General features: G+C 46.3%; 25 protein-coding genes. 20 read left to right on the top strand and 5 right to left on the bottom strand.

All coding sequences use genetic code 11. The annotated features are described in order from the left end of the window. Positions 1-18: 18 nt before the first annotated feature. From PRUB_RS12635 to PRUB_RS12620, 4 genes are all read left to right on the top strand, one after another. Complete coding sequence (locus PRUB_RS12635; protein WP_010384538.1) at positions 19-1,011, top strand: cytochrome-c peroxidase; 993 nt, start codon at positions 19-21, stop codon at positions 1,009-1,011. 13 nt (positions 1,012-1,024) lie between these two features. Continuing rightward, positions 1,025-1,630 (top strand): cupredoxin domain-containing protein, encoded by a 606-nt coding sequence (locus tag PRUB_RS12630; protein WP_010384540.1) that lies wholly within the window; start codon positions 1,025-1,027, stop codon positions 1,628-1,630. Between the two features lie 10 nt (positions 1,631-1,640). Next, positions 1,641-2,222, top strand: coding sequence for a cytochrome P460 family protein (locus PRUB_RS12625; protein ID WP_010384542.1), 582 nt, complete (start codon positions 1,641-1,643; stop codon positions 2,220-2,222). 147 nt (positions 2,223-2,369) lie between these two features. Continuing rightward, complete coding sequence (locus PRUB_RS12620) at positions 2,370-3,590, top strand: glycoside hydrolase family 18 protein (protein WP_010384544.1); 1,221 nt, start codon at positions 2,370-2,372, stop codon at positions 3,588-3,590. A 54-nt stretch (positions 3,591-3,644) separates the two neighbouring features. Here PRUB_RS12620 and asnS read toward each other — a convergent pair whose 3' ends face one another. Further along, entirely contained in the window at positions 3,645-5,042 is a 1,398-nt protein-coding gene (gene asnS, locus PRUB_RS12615) for an asparagine--tRNA ligase (protein WP_010384545.1), read from the bottom strand. A gap of 362 nt (positions 5,043-5,404) precedes the next feature. On the opposite strand from asnS, the gene PRUB_RS12610 reads away from it, so the two are divergent. Then, on the top strand, positions 5,405-5,839 hold the full coding sequence (locus PRUB_RS12610) for an AAA family ATPase (protein ID WP_010384547.1): 435 nt from the start codon (positions 5,405-5,407) through the stop codon (positions 5,837-5,839). Positions 5,840-5,908: 69 nt separating this feature from the next. Here PRUB_RS12610 and PRUB_RS12605 read toward each other — a convergent pair whose 3' ends face one another. Beyond that, a complete protein-coding gene (locus PRUB_RS12605; RefSeq protein ID WP_010384549.1) occupies positions 5,909-7,246 on the bottom strand; it encodes a KamA family radical SAM protein in 1,338 nt (445 codons plus the stop codon). A gap of 172 nt (positions 7,247-7,418) precedes the next feature. After that, the gene (gene bioA, locus PRUB_RS12600; RefSeq protein WP_010384551.1) at positions 7,419-8,708 is read right to left on the bottom strand and encodes an adenosylmethionine--8-amino-7-oxononanoate transaminase; all 1,290 of its coding nucleotides are present in this window, start codon (positions 8,706-8,708) and stop codon (positions 7,419-7,421) included. Positions 8,709-8,822: 114 nt separating this feature from the next. Here bioA and bioB point away from each other — a divergent pair, with 114 nt between their 5' ends. The 14 genes from bioB (at position 8,823) to PRUB_RS12540 (ending at position 18,498) form a co-directional block, all read left to right on the top strand. Then, positions 8,823-9,866, top strand: coding sequence for a biotin synthase BioB (bioB, locus tag PRUB_RS12595; RefSeq protein ID WP_010384553.1), 1,044 nt, complete (start codon positions 8,823-8,825; stop codon positions 9,864-9,866). Further along, positions 9,867-11,000: an aminotransferase class I/II-fold pyridoxal phosphate-dependent enzyme gene (locus PRUB_RS12590; RefSeq protein WP_010384555.1), complete on the top strand. Its 1,134-nt coding sequence runs from the start codon at positions 9,867-9,869 to the stop codon at positions 10,998-11,000. Continuing rightward, positions 10,997-11,752, top strand: a complete 756-nt coding sequence (locus PRUB_RS12585; RefSeq protein WP_010384557.1) for a methyltransferase domain-containing protein — start codon at positions 10,997-10,999, stop codon at positions 11,750-11,752. Before PRUB_RS12590 ends, PRUB_RS12585 begins: the two co-directional genes overlap by 4 nt. Further along, entirely contained in the window at positions 11,749-12,444 is a 696-nt protein-coding gene (gene bioD, locus PRUB_RS12580; RefSeq protein ID WP_010384558.1) for a dethiobiotin synthase, read from the top strand. The genes PRUB_RS12585 and bioD overlap by 4 nt, the downstream gene beginning before the upstream one ends. Continuing rightward, positions 12,441-12,875: a hypothetical protein gene (locus tag PRUB_RS12575; RefSeq protein ID WP_010384560.1), complete on the top strand. Its 435-nt coding sequence runs from the start codon at positions 12,441-12,443 to the stop codon at positions 12,873-12,875. The genes bioD and PRUB_RS12575 overlap by 4 nt, the downstream gene beginning before the upstream one ends. 4 nt (positions 12,876-12,879) lie before the next feature. After that, on the top strand, positions 12,880-13,125 hold the full coding sequence (locus PRUB_RS12570) for a Rho-binding antiterminator (protein WP_010384562.1): 246 nt from the start codon (positions 12,880-12,882) through the stop codon (positions 13,123-13,125). 67 nt (positions 13,126-13,192) lie between these two features. Then, positions 13,193-13,318 (top strand): DUF7661 family protein, encoded by a 126-nt coding sequence (locus PRUB_RS26605; protein WP_010384564.1) that lies wholly within the window; start codon positions 13,193-13,195, stop codon positions 13,316-13,318. Between the two features lie 199 nt (positions 13,319-13,517). Next, positions 13,518-13,622: a DUF7661 family protein gene (locus tag PRUB_RS26750; protein ID WP_422624198.1), complete on the top strand. Its 105-nt coding sequence runs from the start codon at positions 13,518-13,520 to the stop codon at positions 13,620-13,622. A 174-nt stretch (positions 13,623-13,796) separates the two neighbouring features. After that, positions 13,797-15,785, top strand: coding sequence for a methyl-accepting chemotaxis protein (locus PRUB_RS12565; protein ID WP_010384566.1), 1,989 nt, complete (start codon positions 13,797-13,799; stop codon positions 15,783-15,785). Between the two features lie 50 nt (positions 15,786-15,835). After that, entirely contained in the window at positions 15,836-16,180 is a 345-nt protein-coding gene (locus PRUB_RS12560; RefSeq protein WP_010384567.1) for a hypothetical protein, read from the top strand. A 207-nt stretch (positions 16,181-16,387) separates the two neighbouring features. Beyond that, positions 16,388-17,074 (top strand): thioredoxin domain-containing protein, encoded by a 687-nt coding sequence (locus tag PRUB_RS12555; protein WP_010384570.1) that lies wholly within the window; start codon positions 16,388-16,390, stop codon positions 17,072-17,074. 91 nt (positions 17,075-17,165) lie between these two features. Next, on the top strand, positions 17,166-17,432 hold the full coding sequence (locus tag PRUB_RS12550; protein ID WP_010384571.1) for a hypothetical protein: 267 nt from the start codon (positions 17,166-17,168) through the stop codon (positions 17,430-17,432). Positions 17,433-17,579: 147 nt separating this feature from the next. After that, positions 17,580-17,984 carry a DUF3574 domain-containing protein gene (locus tag PRUB_RS12545; protein WP_010384573.1) on the top strand — a complete coding sequence of 135 codons (405 nt, stop codon included), beginning with the start codon at positions 17,580-17,582 and terminating at the stop codon, positions 17,982-17,984. Positions 17,985-18,153: 169 nt separating this feature from the next. Then, positions 18,154-18,498 (top strand): hypothetical protein, encoded by a 345-nt coding sequence (locus tag PRUB_RS12540; RefSeq protein ID WP_155946352.1) that lies wholly within the window; start codon positions 18,154-18,156, stop codon positions 18,496-18,498. Between the two features lie 63 nt (positions 18,499-18,561). On the opposite strand, the gene PRUB_RS12535 is transcribed toward PRUB_RS12540, so the two are convergent. Further along, a complete protein-coding gene (locus PRUB_RS12535; protein WP_010384575.1) occupies positions 18,562-18,765 on the bottom strand; it encodes a hypothetical protein in 204 nt (67 codons plus the stop codon). A gap of 100 nt (positions 18,766-18,865) precedes the next feature. On the opposite strand from PRUB_RS12535, the gene PRUB_RS12530 reads away from it, so the two are divergent. After that, positions 18,866-19,405, top strand: coding sequence for a GNAT family N-acetyltransferase (locus tag PRUB_RS12530; RefSeq protein WP_010384577.1), 540 nt, complete (start codon positions 18,866-18,868; stop codon positions 19,403-19,405). 10 nt (positions 19,406-19,415) lie between these two features. Here the strand turns inward: PRUB_RS12530 and PRUB_RS12525 are convergent, their stop codons facing one another. Beyond that, a complete protein-coding gene (locus PRUB_RS12525) occupies positions 19,416-20,159 on the bottom strand; it encodes an AraC family transcriptional regulator (protein WP_010384579.1) in 744 nt (247 codons plus the stop codon). Positions 20,160-20,285 lie beyond the last annotated feature (126 nt).

Here is a 20,285-nt window from a genome sequence, read left to right as displayed (position 1 = left end):
GTTGTTGAAGGGGGGAAAATGAGTGCGTTGAAAGTGTTTTTGATTGCAGCATTTTGTATAACCAGCGTGAAAGTAGGGGCCAACGCTGGTATGAACTTAGGGGGGCTAGGCACCCCAGATAAAGATGACATTGAGTACCCCGATGATGAGGAGCCAAGCGACAGAGAAATCCTGTTGGGCAAAACGCTATTCTATGATAACCGGCTTTCGAGGCACCATAACCAGTCTTGCGCGACGTGCCATAACCCTGAACTGGGCTTTAGTGACGGTCTGGCCAAAGGCATTGGTAGTGGAGGAGATATCTTGGGTCGAAATGCACCACATTTGTATAATCTGGCGTGGTCTGTCACTTTCTTCTGGGATGGCAGAGCCGCTTCATTGGAAGAACAGGCTTTGGGGCCTCTGGTATCTGATATGGAAATGCAAATGACCCCCAAAGATGTGGTCAAACGTTTAAAGGACGTTAAGTTCTATCGGGACGAGTTTGCGCAAATTTACGGTGAGATTTCATTTGAAAATGTCGGCCGGGCCATCGCCGCCTTTGAAAGAACCATCATCAGCGATAACTCGCCCTTTGACCAATATCTGGCGGGCAATAAATTTGCTATGTCACCTTCAGCAATCAGGGGTCTAAGTGTCTTTGTCGGTAAAGGGCGGTGTACCAAATGCCATGACGGTGAAAATTTTACAGACGATAGCTTTCATAACATCGGGATAGATAACAAAGACAACGGGCGTTTCGAACTAGACAAAAGTGCGCAATTCAAAGGGGCTTTTAAAACCCCGGGTTTAAGAAATATCATTATGAGTGCACCTTATATGCACGATGGTTCATTGGGTACGCTTGAAGAGGTCGTGGAACACTATGATAAGGGGGCTGTGGGCACAAAAAATGTAAGCCCGCTCATTGTGCCACTCAACCTATCAACTCAGGAAAAGGCGGATTTGGTTGCCTTTATGGCCGCGTTGACCGATCCCGTTGTTATCCAACGACCAATCATTCCTCAATAAAGGAAAAAACACCATGATTAAACGTATGCTAGCGCTGGGCCTATGCATGGTTTTTAATGCACAGGCTGCCACACTAACCGGTGAACTTACTTTCGTTAAAAAGCCGCCTTTTGCAGGTATCTTGTATGCAAAAAATGGGGCAGGGCCCAAGGCTGCTGAACTAGACCAGGCGAATAAGGTGTTCGACAAAAAAGTGGTTGTGGTGGGTAAAAATGGTGAGATCACCTTTAAAAACTCTGATGAGTTTCAACATAATATTTTTGCCAATGATCCCAATTCAGGTGTGAAATTTGATGTGGGTTTGATGAATCAGGGTCAGACAACCAAAGTGTCTGCTGATTGGTCAGAAAATACACTGACTCGCATTGGTTGCAAAATCCATCCCAAAATGCGCAGTTACATTGCCAACGTGAATTCTGATACCTATCAGGTACTGCCTTTCACGAAAAAACAAAAAACTTATAAAATCGACTTAGACGCCGGATCTGCCAGTACGTTTGTGTTACAAATTCCTAAATATGAGCCGGTCGAGGTTACGCTTTCTCCTGGAGAAGCAAAGTCGGTAGAGGTGATGTACAAGGGAAAACTCAGAGCCAATTTAAGTCTAACTCTAAAATAAGGCGCAGCGTATGAAACGCGTTTTGCTATCGCTGGCGGCTGGTCTTATTGCTGCATCAGGCCAGGTCATCGCAGATCCATTTGGGGTTTACCCCTTTAAAATACCGCCACAGTATCAGGCTGAGTTGAGCGATTACCGTACAGACTGGACACGCGTAACGGGGTTTGAACACTCAGGATTACATTGGCAGCAATTTATCGTCGTGTTTCTGAATAAAGATGTAAAAGTGTATGAAAGCAATTACCTGGAGTATTTGCGGCTCTATCAGGATTACGATGAGGATGAAGACGAAGAAGAGCCTGTGCCTAACTTTAAGTCCTATTCACCGGGCACGATTGTTTTAAAAGAGAATTTTTCTTCTCAGTCGGGGTCGCCCCATGAAGCTCTGACGATCACTATGATGATTAAACGTCAGCCTGGCTACTCGCCTACACACGGTGATTGGGAATATGTGCAGTTTGATAAGCAAGGGAAAGTACTGCTAGCCGGTAAAGGCACGGATAGTGCGATACAAAAAGTGTGTGCCAGCTGCCACGAAAGTATCAAAGAGCGGGATTACATTTTTGCGAACTTCTATTCAAAGAGTAAGTGAATAATTGAATATTACACTGACAAGGGCGTACTAAAATGTGTACAAGTATGCGCCCTGGTGTAAGGCATTATTATAATTCTTCATTTTTAAATTTTTTGTTAACGTGATATTTGTTGTGTTTAATATTTATACAACATGGAGCACGTTATGTTTAAGAAAACCTGTCTAACTTTAGCTGTAGCTATATCTGGTCTGTCAATGCAGGCGGCCTGGGCACAAGATTCATTTTGCCCAAGGGTGGAAGGCTTTTATTCCACCTGGGATTACCCTGCGGGCGGTCAGCTGGATGTTCAGGATCTGGCCACTGATAAACTCACCCATATTATAGTGGCATTTGCGTATCCAAACGCCGATGGTACGCTAAACACGCTTGAGGCCGACCGCTATATTGATGACATTGTGGCACACGCGCACGCTAACAATACCGGTGTAATGATTTCAGTCGGCGGTGCCGGGGTTGATTTCCTGTCGATGGACGAACAGGCGCGAGCAAACCTGGTAAAAAATCTGGTTGCTTACGCTGAGCTGCATAACCTAGACGGTATCGATGTCGACTGGGAAGACTGGAGTACCTACAACCAGCCAAACCCGGTAGAGAGTGGTTATTTGCTTAACCTGGTCAAAGATCTCAGAGCTGCATTACCCGCACATCTTGAAGTGAGCGTAGATGTTCAGGCCGGTGGCTGGTCAGGCATTAATTTTCATCCAGATCTGGATGACCATGCCGATTACATTCGCTTTATGGCCTACGACTACACCGGAGGCTGGGGTGGCTCACCGAAAAACCATCACGCAGCCTGGTCGTATATCCATGATGGCCTGGTGAATCCTGCGCAATGGAGCCAGAGCATGATCACTAAGTACGACGTGAGTAAAACCAGCTTGGGAATACCTTTTTATAATAAATCATTCCCTGATGGCGTGAGTGGTCCGGTGACGACGTACACAGCGCGTGAGATTGTAGAGACCTTTGTTGATGGGTTAGGTGTGGACTACAACGCGGGTTTCTATGAAATGGATAACTATTTACACTTTTGGGAAACCCCTGAATTGGTTCGGACAAAGTCGCAATTTGTTGCCGACAATGGCTATCCCGGCATTTTTATCTGGGAACTCCATCAGGACGCACGCGGTGACAAGAATAAGTTGTTAGATGCCATTGGTGAGGTGCTACCTAAGTGTCAGCCTTGTAGTGACGCCTGGCAACCATACCCCAGTGTTTATCAAACAGGGGATGTTGTGAGCTTTGAAGGGAAAAACTGGCGTGTCAATGGTGGTCCATTACATGGTGTTGCCCCCATGACAGAAGGTCACGCACACAGATATACCGAATTGGGTACATGTCAGAATTATGTGGCAGCTCGATAAGGTTCAGCTGATATAAAAAAAGCCCCGGAAGGGGCTTTTTAACACTCAATAAGATTAGTAGGTTGCACTGCCTTTTGTGCGCGGGAAGGCGATAACGTCACGGACGTTGCCCATACCCGTTACGTAAGCAACTAAACGCTCAAAACCCAGACCAAAGCCCGAGTGTGGCACTGTGCCGTATTTACGCAGGTCGCGGTACCAGCTGTAATCTTCTTTATCCAGGCCCATTTCTTCAAGGCGTTGGTCCAGAACATCAAGGCGCTCTTCACGCTGAGAGCCACCGATGATTTCGCCAATACCCGGTGCTACAACGTCCATCGCCGCAACGGTTTTTCCGTCTTCATTCTGACGCATGTAGAAGGCTTTAATATCACGCGGGTAGTTCTTGATAACGACAGGCGCATTAAAGTGTTCTTCAGCCAGGTAACGTTCGTGCTCCGATTGCAGATCTACGCCCCAGTCAACCGGGAATTCAAACTTCTTACCACAGTTTTTCAGGATCTCGATAGCATCGGTATAGTCAACCTGTGCAAAGTCTTTGTCGATGAATGACTCAAGACGTGTAATAGCCTGTTTTTCGATACGCTGGGCAAAGAACTCCATGTCATCACGGCGCTCATCCAGTACGGCCTTAAAGGCATATTTCAGCATATCTTCAGCAAGAGCGGCGATGTCGTCCAGATCGGCAAAAGCAACTTCAGGCTCAACCATCCAGAACTCAGCCAGGTGGCGTGATGTATTGGAGTTTTCAGCACGGAATGTTGGGCCAAAAGTATAAATCTTTGACATTGCGCTGGCATAGGTTTCACCGTTTAGCTGACCAGATACAGTCAGAAACGCTTCTTTACCGAAGAAGTCTTCGCTGTAATCAATATCACCTTTGTCAGTACGTGGCAGATTTTGCATATCCAGTGTAGAAACACGGAACATTTCACCGGCACCTTCACAGTCACTTGCTGTGATAATAGGCGTGCTGATCCACATGTATCCTCGTTCATGGAAGAAACGGTGGATAGCCTGTGACAGGCAGTTACGAACACGGGTAACCGCACCAATTACGTTAGTGCGCGGACGCAGGTGAGCATGCTCACGAAGATACTCGATACTGTGACGCTTAGCGGCCATTGGATAGGTATCCGGATTTTCAACCCAGCCCAGAACTTCGACCTTGTTAGCCTGAATTTCAAATGCCTGACCCTGACCTTCAGAGGCAACCAGAACGCCGGTAACAGCTACAGAGCAGCCTGCGGTAAGACGAGTCACTTCTTCATAATTATTAAGCGAATTAGGGACTACGGCTTGAATAGGATCGAAACAAGAACCGTCGTGGACGGCTAGGAATGAAATACCTGCTTTTGAATCGCGTCGTGTACGGATCCAGCCTTTTACAGTAACCTGGCTGTCTACCGCAACGGTGCCTGCTAGTAGCTCCGTTATCGCTGTGTGGCTCATCTTTACTCCAAAATGATTATTTATAATTAGTCTGTTGCGTGTGTTGTTTAACTCACTGCCATGACCACGCTTTTTGCGCAGTCAGCTATGTCGTATCTTACCTGCGATAGACACATAAAAAAACCACCAAATGCCAGAGTAGGGCAATTTCTTTGGGCTTTTTTACACCCAATGGCAACTGACAGGGGATGTGAGTTCGATAATTGACCATTTGAGTTGGTTCTTCCCGGAGATAGTGAGCAAGATTAATGACGCAACACTAAAAAACAGCTTGCAGGTACTCGATAAATTACTTAAATGCGAAAATTATGGCATTATGTCACTCTACTACTAAGAAAAACTGGATATAAGTCGTTCAATAGATGAAACAGGCATTTATATTACGGGGATTACCTGGCTCTGGGAAAACACATTACGCGTATGCGCTGGCTGACGAGCTGGTGGCGGGTGACGAGACACAATTTGTCATTTGTGCAACAGATGATTACTTTCATAATGAGCAAGGCGAGTACCATTTTGAGAAGTTCAGGTTACCGGAATATCATAATCTGAATCTGGCACGCTTTATTAATGCGCTGGCTGAGGGGATCCCGCTGGTGATAGCTGATAACCCTAATATCAAACGCTGGGAGTTTGTGGCCTATGCCAGTGCTGCACAGGCGATGGGGTATCAGGTCAAAGAAGTGATTGTTGGCGAAGTCAAAGATAAGTCGATGCAGCATTTATATGCTAAACGCAACACACATGGCGTCGCTCTGAGAACTATTAGCAAAATGGCGTATATGTTCGAATGGTAACCAAAAACAGTGGGTTATCAAATAAAGAAAAAGCCGACGTGAATGTCGGCTTTCTTATGCATTAATGCCTTACATGGCGTCGTATTCGTCTTGCCAGAAGAACTTCTCCTCGCCAAATGCCGGCTTGAGGCCGTCCAGCCAGGTCGCTTCTTCATCATATTTGGCAAAGAAAGGTCTCTGAACCCAGTCCGGGTTACGTGCCTGAATGAAACGCAACACGAATACTTTCTCACCGTTGATTTCAGTCACACCTGAAACCTCGACTTTACCTGGACCCGCACTCATAGAAGGTCCGCGTACCGTCCGGCTTACACCCGAAACCTCTTTATAAGCGTCACGGAAAATTTCCCAGGTTCTGTACAACGGTAACTCAAAGTAGCGCTTGGCGCCGGTGTCACGCTCAATGAACATGTAATATGGGATCATGCCCATCTGAGTTTGCTCTTTCCACATTTCAGACCACATTTCAGGGTCGGTGTTAAGGTGGTTAAGTAGCGGGGCCTGAGTCCGGATCTGAGCACCCGTTTTGCGCAGCAGCTTAATCGCTTCTTTAGCAATGTCAGTGCGCAGCTCTTGCTTGTGGTTAACGTGTGCCATGATTGACACATGCTTTCCGGCATCAACCAGCTCTTTGAGCAGTGCCAACAAGTCTTGTGCGTCTGGATCTGTGACATAACGGAATGGCCAGAAAGTCAGAGATTTGGTACCAATACGGATAGTACGAATGTGATCAAAGCGCGGCTCTTTTAGCGCTTCGAGGTACTTACGCAGTTTTACTGTACGCATTACCATAGGGTCGCCACCTGTCATAAGAAGATCGGTGACTTCGGTATGCTCTTCCAGGTAGCTGTGCAGTAGCTCTTCATCGTTGTTGTTAAAGCGTGTTGCTTTACCTACGAACTGTGCCCAACGGAAACAGAAAGTACAATAAGAGTGACAGTACTGGCCCTGTGCCGGGAAGAACAAGACGGTTTCTTTATACTTGTGCTGAATGCCTTCTACACGCTCTCCGTCAAAGGTCGGGACGTTTTTGTCCATCTGACCGGCCGGGTGCGGGTTGAGCTTTTGTCTTAGTTTAGTCGACAGCTCGAAGACTTCTTCTGGCGTATGCTCGCGCTTTAGCAGCGCTGCCATTTCTTCATAAGACTCATCGTCCAGCATGCCACGTTGCGGGAAAGTAAGCTGGAAAACGGGATCATTGGGCACCTTGTCCCAGTCAATGAGTTCTTCAATAACATAGTTATTAACGCGGAAAGGGAAAACATTTGCAACCACCTTCATCTGGAAACGCAGGTGCTCAGGCAGTTTTTCAAGTTGCTCAATTTTATCAATCTGACGATGTTGATAAACAGTAAAGCGGGGCGGCTGATAAGCTTCAGCTGGCTGCAATTTGACGGTTTGTTGCATAGTAGCTCGATTCTCGACTTTATTCGGAATTTACAATCAAAGTCGCCTAGTCTAACAAAGCCGTGAAATGATTTCAGGTACAATCGATGAAATATCGTAAATAATTGCAAAATTGGCAAAAAAATTACCAACTTTGCATTTTTGTCGAACTTTATTGCGGTGCTGCTCTTAATTAATACGCATCCTGTTCGATGGCCTGATAGATGCCGTTTGCCAGGTGTGCAATATCATCATCCGATGTGATATAGGGGGGCATGAGGTAAATGAGTTTGCCAAACGGGCGGATCCATAAGCCTTTTTCGATAAAGAAACGCTGTATTTTCGCCACGTCAATTGTACGGTTTAATTCAACAACTCCAATTGCACCGAGCACTCTGACATCCTGCACGGCACCCAGCGCGTTGCAACGTTCAAGCATCCGTAAACTTTGCTCCAGACGCTGCACTTGTTGCTGCCAGACATTGCTTTGCAACAGTGACAGACTAGCATTAGCGGCAGCACAGGCCAGTGGGTTACCCATAAAAGTTGGGCCGTGCATCAGTACTTTGGCTTCGCCCTGGCTGATCCCAACGGCTATTTCATCAGTGGTAAGCGTCGCAGACAGTGTCATTGTACCACCGGTCAGGGCTTTACCCAGACAGAGGATGTCTGGACTGATGTCGGCGTGCTCACAGGCGAATAATTTTCCAGTGCGGCCAAAGCCTGTGGCTATTTCATCAAGGATCAGCAAAACGTCATACTTATCACACAGTGAACGGAGCTTTTTCAGGTAGTCCGGGTGGTAGAAGTTCATGCCACCGGCGTTTTGCACTATTGGCTCAATGATAAATGCCGCAACATCCTGATGATGCGCCTCAAATGACGCTTCGAGCTGCTGCAATTCTTCTTCGCAGGCTTGTTCATTGAAGCGGCCGGATGGTGCAGGTACGAAAATATGCTCCGGCAGGAAGCCCTGATACATACTGTGCATGGAATTAACCGGATCGCACACGCTCATGGCGGCAAAGGTATCACCATGATACCCTTTTTGGGCAGTCATGAGTTTAGTTTTGCGCGTATGTCCCTTGCTTAGCCAGTATTGCAGAGCCATTTTAATTGCCACCTCAACACTGACCGAGCCGCTGTCAGCCAGAAATACCTTTTTAAGTGGCACTGGAGTCATGGCCACCAGCTTTTTGCACAACTCAACAGCCGGAGCGTGCGTGAGTCCGCCAAACATCACATGACTCATCTTGCCTGCTTGTTCAGTGATTGCTGCCACAATTTCAGGGTGACTATAGCCATGAATAGCGCTCCACCAGGATGCCATACCATCAATCAATTCTTCGCCAGTCTCCAGGTGAATGCGATTGCCTAGAGTATGACTGGCCGGATAAACGGGCAGCGGATCCAGCATAGAGGTGTAGGGATGCCAGATATGTGCTTTATCGAAGGCTAAATCAACTGTGTTATTATTGCTCACTTGTAAACCTTGCTTAAGTGGTCTGTGTTGACAATGGTAAAGCAAGAAGTAGACTAAGCCAATCACCGTCATAACAACTGACTAAAAAATGTCAGTCAAAAGAAGAGAATAATTATGGAATTGGGCACAGTACGTCACGATTGGACGCATAAAGAAGTTAAAGCACTATTTGAAATGCCATTCAACGATCTGTTGTTTCATGCCGCGAGCATCCACAGAAAAAACTTTAATCCCAATGAAGTACAGATCTCTACACTCTTGTCTATTAAAACAGGCGCTTGTCCGGAAGATTGTAAATATTGTCCTCAGTCGGGCCACTACAAAACCGATCTGGAACGTGAACGCCTGATGGAAGTCGAAAAAGTGGTTGCGCAAGCCAAGGTGGCCAAAGAAAAGGGCGCAACGCGTTTTTGTATGGGTGCTGCCTGGTCTGATCCAAAAGATCGCGACATGCCTTATATCGAAAAGATGGTGCGCGAAGTCAGAGAGCTGGGCCTTGAGACATGTATGACGCTGGGCAAGCTGGATAATGACAAAGCACATGCACTCAGAGAAGCAGGCTTAGATTACTACAACCACAACCTGGACACGTCACCTGAGTACTACGAACAGATCATTACCACACGTACTTATCAGGACCGTCTGGATACACTCGACCACGTCCGTGATGCCGGTATGAAAGTCTGTTCGGGCGGGATTGTAGGTATGGGTGAGCAAGCCTCTGACCGTTACGGTCTGCTTATGCAGCTAGCGAATCTACCTAAACAACCAGAAAGTGTGCCAATTAACATGCTGGTTAAAGTGGCTGGTACCCCCCTAGAAGACGTTGAAGATTTAGATCACTTTGAGTTTATCCGTACCATTGCGGTTGCACGTATTATGATGCCATACAGCTATGTGCGTTTATCTGCGGGTCGTACAGCAATGAACGAGCAAATGCAGTCTATGTGTTTCTTTGCAGGTGCAAACTCGATTTTTTACGGCGATAAGCTACTCACCACAGAGAACCCCGAAGCCGATGCAGATATGAACCTGCTTAAAAAGCTGGGCATGCAACCGGAGAAACGTCAGGATTATTCAGACGAGGCCTATGAAGCGTCTCTGAATTCTGCAATCGCAGATAAAGCAACGTCTGAATTGTTCTACGAAGCCAACTAAATGGCTTTTGAGTTCATCGATGCAGCCCTTCAAGCCAGGGCTGCGGCGTCTTTACTGCGTCGTCGTCAGTGTATAGGCAAAGTGTCAGCCCGTGAAATCGAAGTTGACGGCAAAGCTTATCTGAATTTTGCCAGCAATGATTATCTTGCTTTGGCCGATGAAACACTTAGCCTGACGGCTCAGCCCGGCAGTCGCAGTTCGGCGCTGGTGACGGGGTTTCAATCAGTCCACTCGGCTTTTGAGGCACAGTTGTGTGATGCTTTTGGTTTCGACAGGGCATTGTTGTTCGCCAGTGGTTTTGCTGCGAATACCAGCGTGATTCAGGCGCTATTTAACGATCCGGCTGTAGGGCGTGAATCTGAGTTGTTTCAGGACAAGCTTAATCATGCCAGCTTGCTGGATGGTGCATTACACAGTCAGGCCAAGCTGACGCGGTTTAATCACAACGATATCACTCATTTGCGTGCGAGACTGGAAAAGTCTAAAGCAAAAAACAAACTGATAGTGACTGAAGGTGTATTTTCGATGGACGGCGATTGCGCGCCTTTGGAGGATATCGCTCAGCTTGCAAAGACGCACAATGCCTGGCTGATGGTTGATGATGCCCATGCACTAGGCGTGTTGGGTGATAACGGGCTTGGCAGTATTGACAGTGGTGTTAAACCAGAGTTGTTGGTGATCACCTTTGGTAAAGCGATGGCTTGTCAGGGCGCTGCGGTGTTGTGTAGTGAGCGTGTGCAGCAGTATTTATTGCAATTCAGTCGCGAATACATTTACTCCACGGCAATGTCGCCAATGCTGACAGAAATTGCAATAAAGCAGTTTACTAAGTTACGCAGTGCCAGCTCACAAAGAGCAGCATTAAAAGATAACATTGCCTATTTCACTCAAACAGCGGCGAAACTGGGTATTCCTGTTCTGCCATCGACAACGGCCATACAGCCTGTTGTGCTTGGCTCGGCAGATAACGCACTTGCAGCCCAACAGCAATTGAAAGCGCAGGGAATATGGTTGACTGCCATCCGGCCACCGACAGTACCGCAAAATGCTGCCCGGTTACGTATCACCCTGACTGCGGCGCACACCTCAGCAGACATAGATACCTTGCTAAATGCTCTTAAGGAGGCGATATGAGTGTTTCAGTAAAAGCACAGGTTGCCTCGCGTTTTTCGCGTGCATCTCAGGTTTACGTGCAGCATGCGAATGTCCAGCAACAGGCCGCAGAGATCTTACTTAAGAAAATCACTCAGCGATGTAACAGACTTTTAGACTTAGGCGCAGGTCCCATGCAGCATTACGACGCGTTAAGTCAGCGTTGTACGCAATTAGTAGCATTGGATTTGAGTGCTGGTATGTTGGGGCAAGGTCCTGAAGATGCGCTTAAAATCTGTGCGGATATGGACAGTTTACCGCTCGCGGATAACTGCGTTGATGCTATTTTTAGTAATTTTGCGATTCAGTGGAGTCAGGATCATGCCAGGTTATTTGCAGAGCTAAAACGGATTTTGAGGCCCGGGGGGAAAGCCTACCTGAGCATTGTAGCCGACGGCTCTTTGTGCGAAATACAGCAGGCCTGGCAAAGCGTAGACGCGCACTGTCATGTTAATCGCTTTACCCCATTTGATGCGCTACTGGCGCATGCCGACGACGCCGGGCTTGTCATTGATGATGCTGAATTGATGTGCCTGAAAGAAACCTTTAGCACGGCTCAGGCGGCCTTTAAATCAGTAAAGGCGATTGGCGCCAACCAATTACAGCATGAAGGCCAGCGTCGCGGCTTGCTGGGGAAAGCACAATATCGTAAATTATTGGCTGGGTACCCGCATACGAATGGCCGGGCTCAGTTGAGTTATCAGGTCGCCTTAATGGAGCTAACTAAGTTATGAGTGCATTCTTTATCACCGGTACAGACACTGAGGTGGGCAAAACCCACGTGTCTTCATTACTGCTTAAGTTATTGGCGCAAAGAGGCAAGAAAGCGCTCGGTTTTAAACCGCTTGCAGCAGGCGCAGAAGAGGCCTTTGGTCAGCTTGTGAACGAAGACGCACTGAGCCTCATGGAAGCAGCCTCTGTACATGGTAAATACGAGCAGATCAATCCATTTTGTTTTGAGCCACCTATTGCGCCTCATATTGCTGCGCAGCGTGCCGGAGTGACCATTAGCTGTGAGGCATTGAGTGAGAAATATAGCGAATTAAGCACCTTAGGTGCAGAGTACACGCTCGTTGAAGGCGCCGGCGGCTGGGCGTTACCTATCAACGACACCCAATTTTTGTACGACTGGATTAAACAGGAGCAACTGCCTGTGATCCTGGTCGTTGGGATGAAACTGGGTTGCCTGAACCATGCATTTTTGACCGAGCAAGCCATTAGTGCAGCCGGTTTGAGCTGCGTAGGGTGGGTGGCCAATCAGGTTGATCCTGCCATGCAGGAATATGAAGCTAACCTGGAGACCTTAAAACAACGATTAAATGCGCCTCTGCTTGCGGTAGCGCCGTACAGCGAAGGGACACCTAAATTGCAAATTCACAGTGCTTTGCTCGATTTATTGGGCCTTCAGCACAGTGCAAATGCGTGACCCGCTTGCGTCAACAGCACCGCAGCGATAACTCGGTATTTTCTATACTGAGTTACGCGGGTCTAAGTTTGGCCCTGCTGTTACTACTGTTCTTTATTCCTCGAGAAACACCCATTCAGGCTGTGCCTGTTATTCAAGGAAAGGCAATCAACCATTGCCATTACCGTTGTGCACATGACAGAGCGATTAAAGTGCAATTGTTAACGAGTGGCCATCTATACTTTATGTATGAAAAGGTGAGCTATCCTCTGGCTGAGCGCCGCAAGCTTGGTGAATTAATAGATAAGTTACGCTTTGAGGACTCAACAGAAAGTGTTTGGTTGTATATATCACCAGACGCGACAGTTGAAGATGTCATTACGACGTCAAACCTGTTCCGACAGCACTCAGTGAACCGGATCGTCATTGGTAAACTTAAAACAGGAGCATAAGCGCGTGATCAGTTGTAGCGACTACGACTATTTTGAGATTGTTTGCCTGTTTCACTATCCGGTGACTATCGAACTGAGCAGCGGTGAACAGCGCTCGGGCGTGGCCCTGGATTTGTGCCGTGATACGCACAAGAATGAGTGTTTAAAGCTGAGTGTGGGGGACCAAACCAGCCTAGTGCAACTGACCCAAATCACCAAATTGACAATCAATACCTCCAACCCACACTTTAGTGAAAAGCTTTTTAGCTAGCCTGTCGACTTTCCTGCCAAATAGTAAAAACTGCTTGTTATGCTTTGTTTTATTTTTAGGAGTACGGATGACATTCAGGTTTAATGTATTTGGCAAACGGATGTCAGTAAGCCGGGTTGAGGCGCAATGGCAGCTGTTTAATGATTCTGATACGGGCATGCGCGTCAGGGTATATGATACCAATTTCACTTAATACCTGGTCTATTTGAAGGAGCAAATTTGACGCTAACAGCGTTAAAAATTTCTCATTTAGAAGAACTAAATAGCAAAATTTTTGCCTCGCCTACATGGACGTAGGTGCCTCAGCGATAGCAGGACGCGAGAGCGGTGTTATCGACTATATTTTCTCGCCTCAAAATAGAACACTTAATTAAGCAAATAGGTATGATGTCGTGATCCCACCCGAGCTGGATGAATCTGAACTGGCTCAATATCTCAACGATATTTATCATGAACGCTCTTCAGAAGCCTATCCCAGAGTGATATTGCTCGAGTAGTAGGTCAGTCGCCACTCGGGGTGATTAGCTGTACCTTCAAAGCGCAGACATGCCTACGATAGTCGCAGCTCAGATAGTGTCGACTTTGCAGATTTTTGACTATCTTTAATAGCAATAAGGATATCCAGTCATTAAGCAGTTGATTGGGTTCATTAAGTGAATACCGGAGACACCATGAATCTGCTTAAGCGCTTTTCTATTATTCAATTGTCTATTATTAGCTCAGCTGCCTTACTTATTTTTGTGCTTATTTTGCTTAGCAAAGTCGTCTATCAGTATTGGCAAGACATTAACGCAACCTCAAAAGACATCGCTTACATAGGGTTACTGGATGCAATGGAAAAGGTGGCGCATCATCATGCTGTTGAGCGGGGGCTCACGGCTGGCTTTTTGGGCAACCCTACCGGGCAAACCCGACAAGCTGTGGCGGCGCAACGTATCAAAGCGGATGCTGCCGTTGCTGCGCTGGAAGGTTTGTACAATGGTGCGTTTAAAGACGATGACAAAGTGCAAAAGTGGCTACCTAATTTGTTTACACTGCTGAGAGAAAAGAGCGCGTTGCGGCGTCAGGTGGATCAACAGCAGGGCAAAAATGCATTTAATTATTACAGTCATGTCAATCAACTTGCTCTGAATACCGCGATGCGCATGCAGGCTTATGTCACAAACCGGGAACTGGCGTCCAACTTGTCCATCGCATTTTTGATGGCGCAGAGCAAAGAGCGCAAAGGACAATTACGGGGAAAAGTAAATGGGGTGCTGGCCAGGCAATCTGCCGATGACGCTGTAAAACGGGACCTTGCTTACTATCAGCTGCAACTTACTTTGTTAAAAGAGCAACTTGAAACGGCGTTGTCCGGAGACACGCTGAGTGCCTATAAACAGCTGATGTCTGATAGCCGTGCTCAGTCGCTTGATAAGGTGATCACTGCCATTGCTAAGGGCGATAACATTGATTATTCACAACTACCGAATAGTGGGCAGTGGTTTTCGCAGGCGACCGGGCAAATTAAGGACGTTAAAGCTTTACTCGACAGCCAGTGGGCACATACGCGTGAAATCAGTGAGGCGTATAAAGCAGATCTGATCAGTCAAATGATCTGGTTGTTTGTGTTGTTTATGATTTTTATGCTTATCATCATAGTGATCAATACGCATTTGTTTACTTCGTTGCGCAGTGAGCTGAATGAGCTAACCGGTATTTTGACTAAAGTGGCGAATAATGGTGATCTGACCTTAGATGTGAGGCTAAAAACTAGTGATGAGTTGGGTAAAATCTCAGAGTCCATTCACAATACGGTGTTTGCTTTTAAGGATCTGCTGGTGGGGTTATCCAAGTCCATTAATGTAGGGACTAAGCTTGGTAATCAAATGGAAAAAGCCGCCGGTCATGTGACTGAAGATGCGCAGCGCACCCAGAGTCTCGCCACCAATATCGCAGCGGCAATTGAACAAATGGCGGCAACCAGCGAAGACATCGCAAAAGCGGCGTCAGACACGTTAAACGCCAGTGATCAGCTCAATGATGAATCTAAAAAGTTACTTGAAGACAACCAACGTAATCTGGATGCCATGCATGTACTGTCGCAGAATATGGAGCAGGTCAATGAAATGGCATTGAACATGGAGCAGCAGGTGGAGGAGATCAACACTATCCTGGATTCAATCCGCAGTGTGGCCGATCAGACCAACCTGTTAGCGCTTAATGCGGCTATTGAGGCGGCCAGAGCAGGCGAACATGGTCGGGGCTTCGCGGTGGTTGCTGATGAAGTAAGGGGGCTTGCTAATAACAGTAAAGGTTCATCTGAACAGATCTCGACTTTACTCAGCAACCTGAATGACATTAGTCGCAATGTGGTGAATGCCATCAAAGAAAATACCGGGCTGGCCAGTAATATTATGAGTGAGGTGGAGCAAACCCGGCAGGTCTCCATGCAGGTGAGTGACCACAGTACTCATGTGGAGCAACTCACGACCTCAGTAGCAACAGCAGCGCAGCAGCAGTCTGTTGTTGCACAGGATATTTCCAGTAACACCACAGCAGTATTGGACGCAGCAAACGAAGAACTTAAGACCTCACAAGCATTAAAGCGACTCTTTGATGATATGAAACTAAACAGTGATACACTACAACGTACTATGGACAATTTTAAAATTGATTAAGCGCAGTAATACCAACACGCCCTGCGCGAGACATCATGTGAGTGCAGGTTATGTTGAAAAAACTATGGCGCTGGGAATCAGGAAGACAAGACTCGGGCTACGATAAAATGTTGTTATGTGGCGCAATCTGGCCCATCAAATTCGACTGTTACCTGATCCATTTCCCGGCGGGCAGTGAAATCAAACAACACGTGGATCAGGTCACCTCCGGCAAACATTACCGGCTCAATATTATCCTCAAACACGCCAAACAAGGCGGCGAATTCGTCTGCCAGAATACCTTGCTGAACTGGTCAAGGGTTAAATTATTCAGACCTGATACAGAACCTCATGCCGTAAGCAGAATCACTGAGGGTAGTCGCTACGTATTGAGTATTGGTTGGGTCAACACGTGACTAAAAGCATATTTTCTGTTGGCTGTAGACGAAAAGCAGACCTGTAATAAAGCTTTCTAAAAAAGCCTGTACCCTTAATGTCATCCATACGCAATTACTTAGGTATGGTGAGCGTGTGAAATACAAAATTTCTGTTGAGAATCTGAGAGGTGAGTAGTACAGGGTTCAATAGGTCCCGACTGGCATACTTTATAGGGTGTTCAACTGATGAAAGTAATAGTCCTGCTTTTCTTATTGTTTGTTGCTTTTTTCTCTTCTGCTAAAAGCAAAATTGCTAAATACCCCCGTGATATAAGTCTCGATTGCAGAGGAGGTGTTGCAAAAATATACGACGAATGTTCGGATCAAAAGAACATCATTAAAATGGCTTTGCTGGAAGCAAACTCAACCAATAAAACGGTATTGCTCGTGTATGGCGCCGAGTGGTGCATCTGGTGCCATGTTTTTGATAAGTACATTGATGGTCAGCGTCGAAAATATGTTTATGAATGGCAATATGATAATGAGCCGCTGAAGTGGAAAATGTATGAAAGAGGTTCAAGAAATATAGACCGTAAGGCACTGGACCTGAATAAATATGTCTCAGACAACTTTGTTGTGGCCTATATAGAGGCAGATTATTCACCCAATGGAGCCGAAGCAATTGAAGGCATTGGGGTCAACTCCGAAGCGATACGAACCTTTCCGTTTTTCTTTTCCATTGATTCGACCGGACAATATGCCGGACATATGCAAGCCTATAACTCAATCAGTGGCCTTGAAAAACGTACGGATAGTGGCAGGGAATATCGAGGCTTTGACAGAGTAATCCTGCTAGGCGAGCTCAAAAAGCTCCGAAATGCAGCAATGCTTAGTGACAGGCAGCTTCAACAATCTCTCAACCAACAGGGCTAAGCATTCTTTTGAAATATCTAAGGGTCTGGGAGGGTATATTCAGCATTGCTCAGGTATTGAGCCAGGAAATCAAAATTAAATAAGGATAGTTATGTATTTAATATGGCTGTTGGCAATACATATGGTGTTGTGTGTAATTATTGGTACGCGGGTTTGTCTGACCCCGACACTAACACTTAAAACAAAGTTAAAATTGCTGCTAATCGCGCTGTTCTTGCCTGTTTTTGGCTCTATTTTGAGTTTCGCGATAAGTCGCAAGATGGAGTTTGGTAACACCGACAGAGGCTGGTACTTTAGCGGCTCAACAGACACCCCGGGTGATGGAGGTGGTGATGGAGGTGGTGATGGAGGTGAATAGGCTCAGGGAAATGCAAAGGGTCTTCTTATACACATAGGCGAATTCAGCACTATGTGTTTCGCGCAACCTAGTGGCGCATTAACAAAAAAGATCATGTAAGATACATTTCGCCTCAGGGCTTATGTTTATCTAATCAAGGGAAGAACAATGAGAAAAAATCTAGGCCCTGTTATTTTTTTAATTGCTGCACTACTGGGTACATTTCCTTCTTACGCCGATGAAGTCTATCGGCTCAGGTTGTTCTTTGGGCTGTCATTGCCAGATGGCGGCGGTGTCTCGCTGGAGCAATGGCAAGCGTTTCAAAATGACGAGATAGTGAAGACCTTTGATGGCTTTAATGTCGTGGACTCGGTGGGCTACTACAAAGGTAAGCCAGAGCGCTCGAAAGTCGTGACCGTGATTGTAGACGAGCAGGGCGTTAAAAAGGCCAAAACACTGGCATCTCTGTATGCTAAAAAATTCAAACAGGATTCGGTGATGATAGTGAAAGTGCCGGTTGCTGAATGGAGCTTTATCGGGCCTCATTATGGCAGTACTTCCAAGGGCCAATAGCCTTTTATATTTTAAAAGCATATAAAATAGGTAAGAGAACACTCCATGAATTCAGAAGTAATGACGAAGCTTTTGCTGTTTTTAAGCATTGTCTTTTGGTCGTCACTGTTTATGGCTCTTTGGGAAAATCAAAACCCGAGTGTTTTCCTAGCTATGTATGAGAGGATTAATGCGTAAAATAATTAGTCTTTTAGTATTGCTTTGTGCTTTAACTTTGTGCGCGTCAGTGTATGCAAACCCCTGTAAAACTGTCTCAGGTACGTTATCGATTTGGAACGGACACCCTCCAAGCTTAAGGCTATCGGATACATCGGATGGTATTCTATATGGTGTTGAAGAAGCGGGAGAAGGGCCCAGGAAAGAAGCGTTACCGACAGGGCTTTATGAACGCTTTTTATCGGGTGAAAATCACATTATGGGCACTTTTTGCTTGGAAATCCTGGAAGATGAGTATTCTGTTGTATATTACAGCTCTGAAATTAGGTTAGTGAGAATCAGTGGTTATTCAGAGTGAAGAACCCCGTATGACTGAAGTGAGACTTTGCAAAGTCAACATTGCGGGGTGGAGCAGGGGATATTACCCTTGCTCCTTTTCTCTTGCCTGATAATTTGGCAGTAGTTCTTCTACAATCTTCTGGGCCGCAATGGTGTAGCGCACGCCGCTGAACATTACTGAGGTATTTTCTTCAATGCCGGTTATCCCGGTCAGTGTCCAGCCTTCGCCTTTTTCCGGGCACCATACTTTGGTGGTGGGGGGAATGACAATATACTCTTCGCTCATCTTAACGACTCCTGACGGCTGTTACTTAAGGTCCGATAGTTTATACTAATTCTGAGTAAAAGAGAGGGCTTTATTGAAAGCTTTTAGATGATGGAATCCCATGCAAATTAAAACACCCAGATTACTGCTCAGATCGGTGAATTATCGTGATGTTCCAGCGCTGGTGGCGCTGTTAAATGACCCTCTGGTAAGTCAGTATAATGATTATGGAGCGCAACTGACACAGCAGGAAGTCAGAGCAATGTTACAGGCCGATTTGGAAGACTTTTATGAAGGACATGGTGGGCGCTTTGCCATTGAGCATGGGGGCGTGTTCATAGGGACTATTGGACTATATGACTGTGACGTAAAGGCAAAACATATTCACCTTGGCATCGAACTTGCGCCCAAATTTTGGCATCAGGGGCTGGCCTCAGAGGCGCTCAGTGCAACCCTAAATGCTTTGGGTACAATGGTACCTGGCTGCAAGGTGTCACTGGTATTGGGTAAGGTTCAGCAAAATAATTTGGCATGCCAGCGCTTGTTGAAACACTGTGGGTTTCGAAAAGTCAGAGATGGTGCCATTGCCATCTTCGCGTTTTGTCCGTTGCGTGAAGAGGCCGGTTACTTTGATGAGTATGCAGCCTTTGTCAGTCTGTGACTGTAGTTAGCTATCTATGATAGTGCTTTTTCACCTCTCGGGGCTGTTCACTGAAATACAACTGAAATTGTCGGCTAAAATAGCTGTGATCCGTAAAGCCCACCGAAAAAGCAATTTCACTGATTGAATCGTTGGTCTCTATGAGTAATTTTCGGGCTTGTTCGAGCCGTACCTGAGTCAAAAACTGTTTTGGCGTGATATTCAGGTGCTTTTTAAAGCGTCTTTCTAGTGCACTGACTGATAGGTGGCTCGCTTCTGCTATATCCGTCAGTTTTAGTGGCTGAGCAAAGTTAGCTCTGATGTATTCTACTGGTGTCTTGAGCGCGCTCATTCCAGGTTGTGTGCAGCTAGGTGCATGGAGCTTTTTTGACATACCATAAGTACCGACAATCTCGCCTTGTGAAGAATACAGAGGGCGTTTGGAAGTAACATACCAGGCAAGGTCGTCGGAGCCTTCGGGTTGGTTTACTTCAAGCCGTTCGGTAACCAACTGACCAGCCATCACTTTTTCATCATCTACCATATATTGGTGGGCGAGGTGAGCTGGTGCAAAAGCCAGGTCGGTCTGACCAAGTATTTGATGTAAAGAAGACACACCGATGTGCGCAAGGAACGCTTCATTACCGTGCACGATTTCCCCTTTTGCATTTTTTACCCAAAATAACGTACCCGGGAGTATGTCGAGCATGGCTAATAATTGAGAAAAGTGAACAGAATCGAAGAACGTATCGCTCTGATTGCAATCATTATCCATAGCCTTGTAGCCTACTATTTTTCAATTATTATTATTTATACAATATACATGATTTCAAGTCACTAAATTTAAAGAGCTTTGCCATTAGGGTGTCTTCTTTGAATACAATGTCGCCGATTTTCTTGC

This window comes from Pseudoalteromonas rubra, from assembly GCF_000238295.3.
GTDB lineage: Bacteria > Pseudomonadota > Gammaproteobacteria > Enterobacterales > Alteromonadaceae > Pseudoalteromonas > Pseudoalteromonas rubra.
Note: the sequence above shows the minus strand (reverse complement) of the source record. Positions and strands in the feature narration are given on the sequence as shown.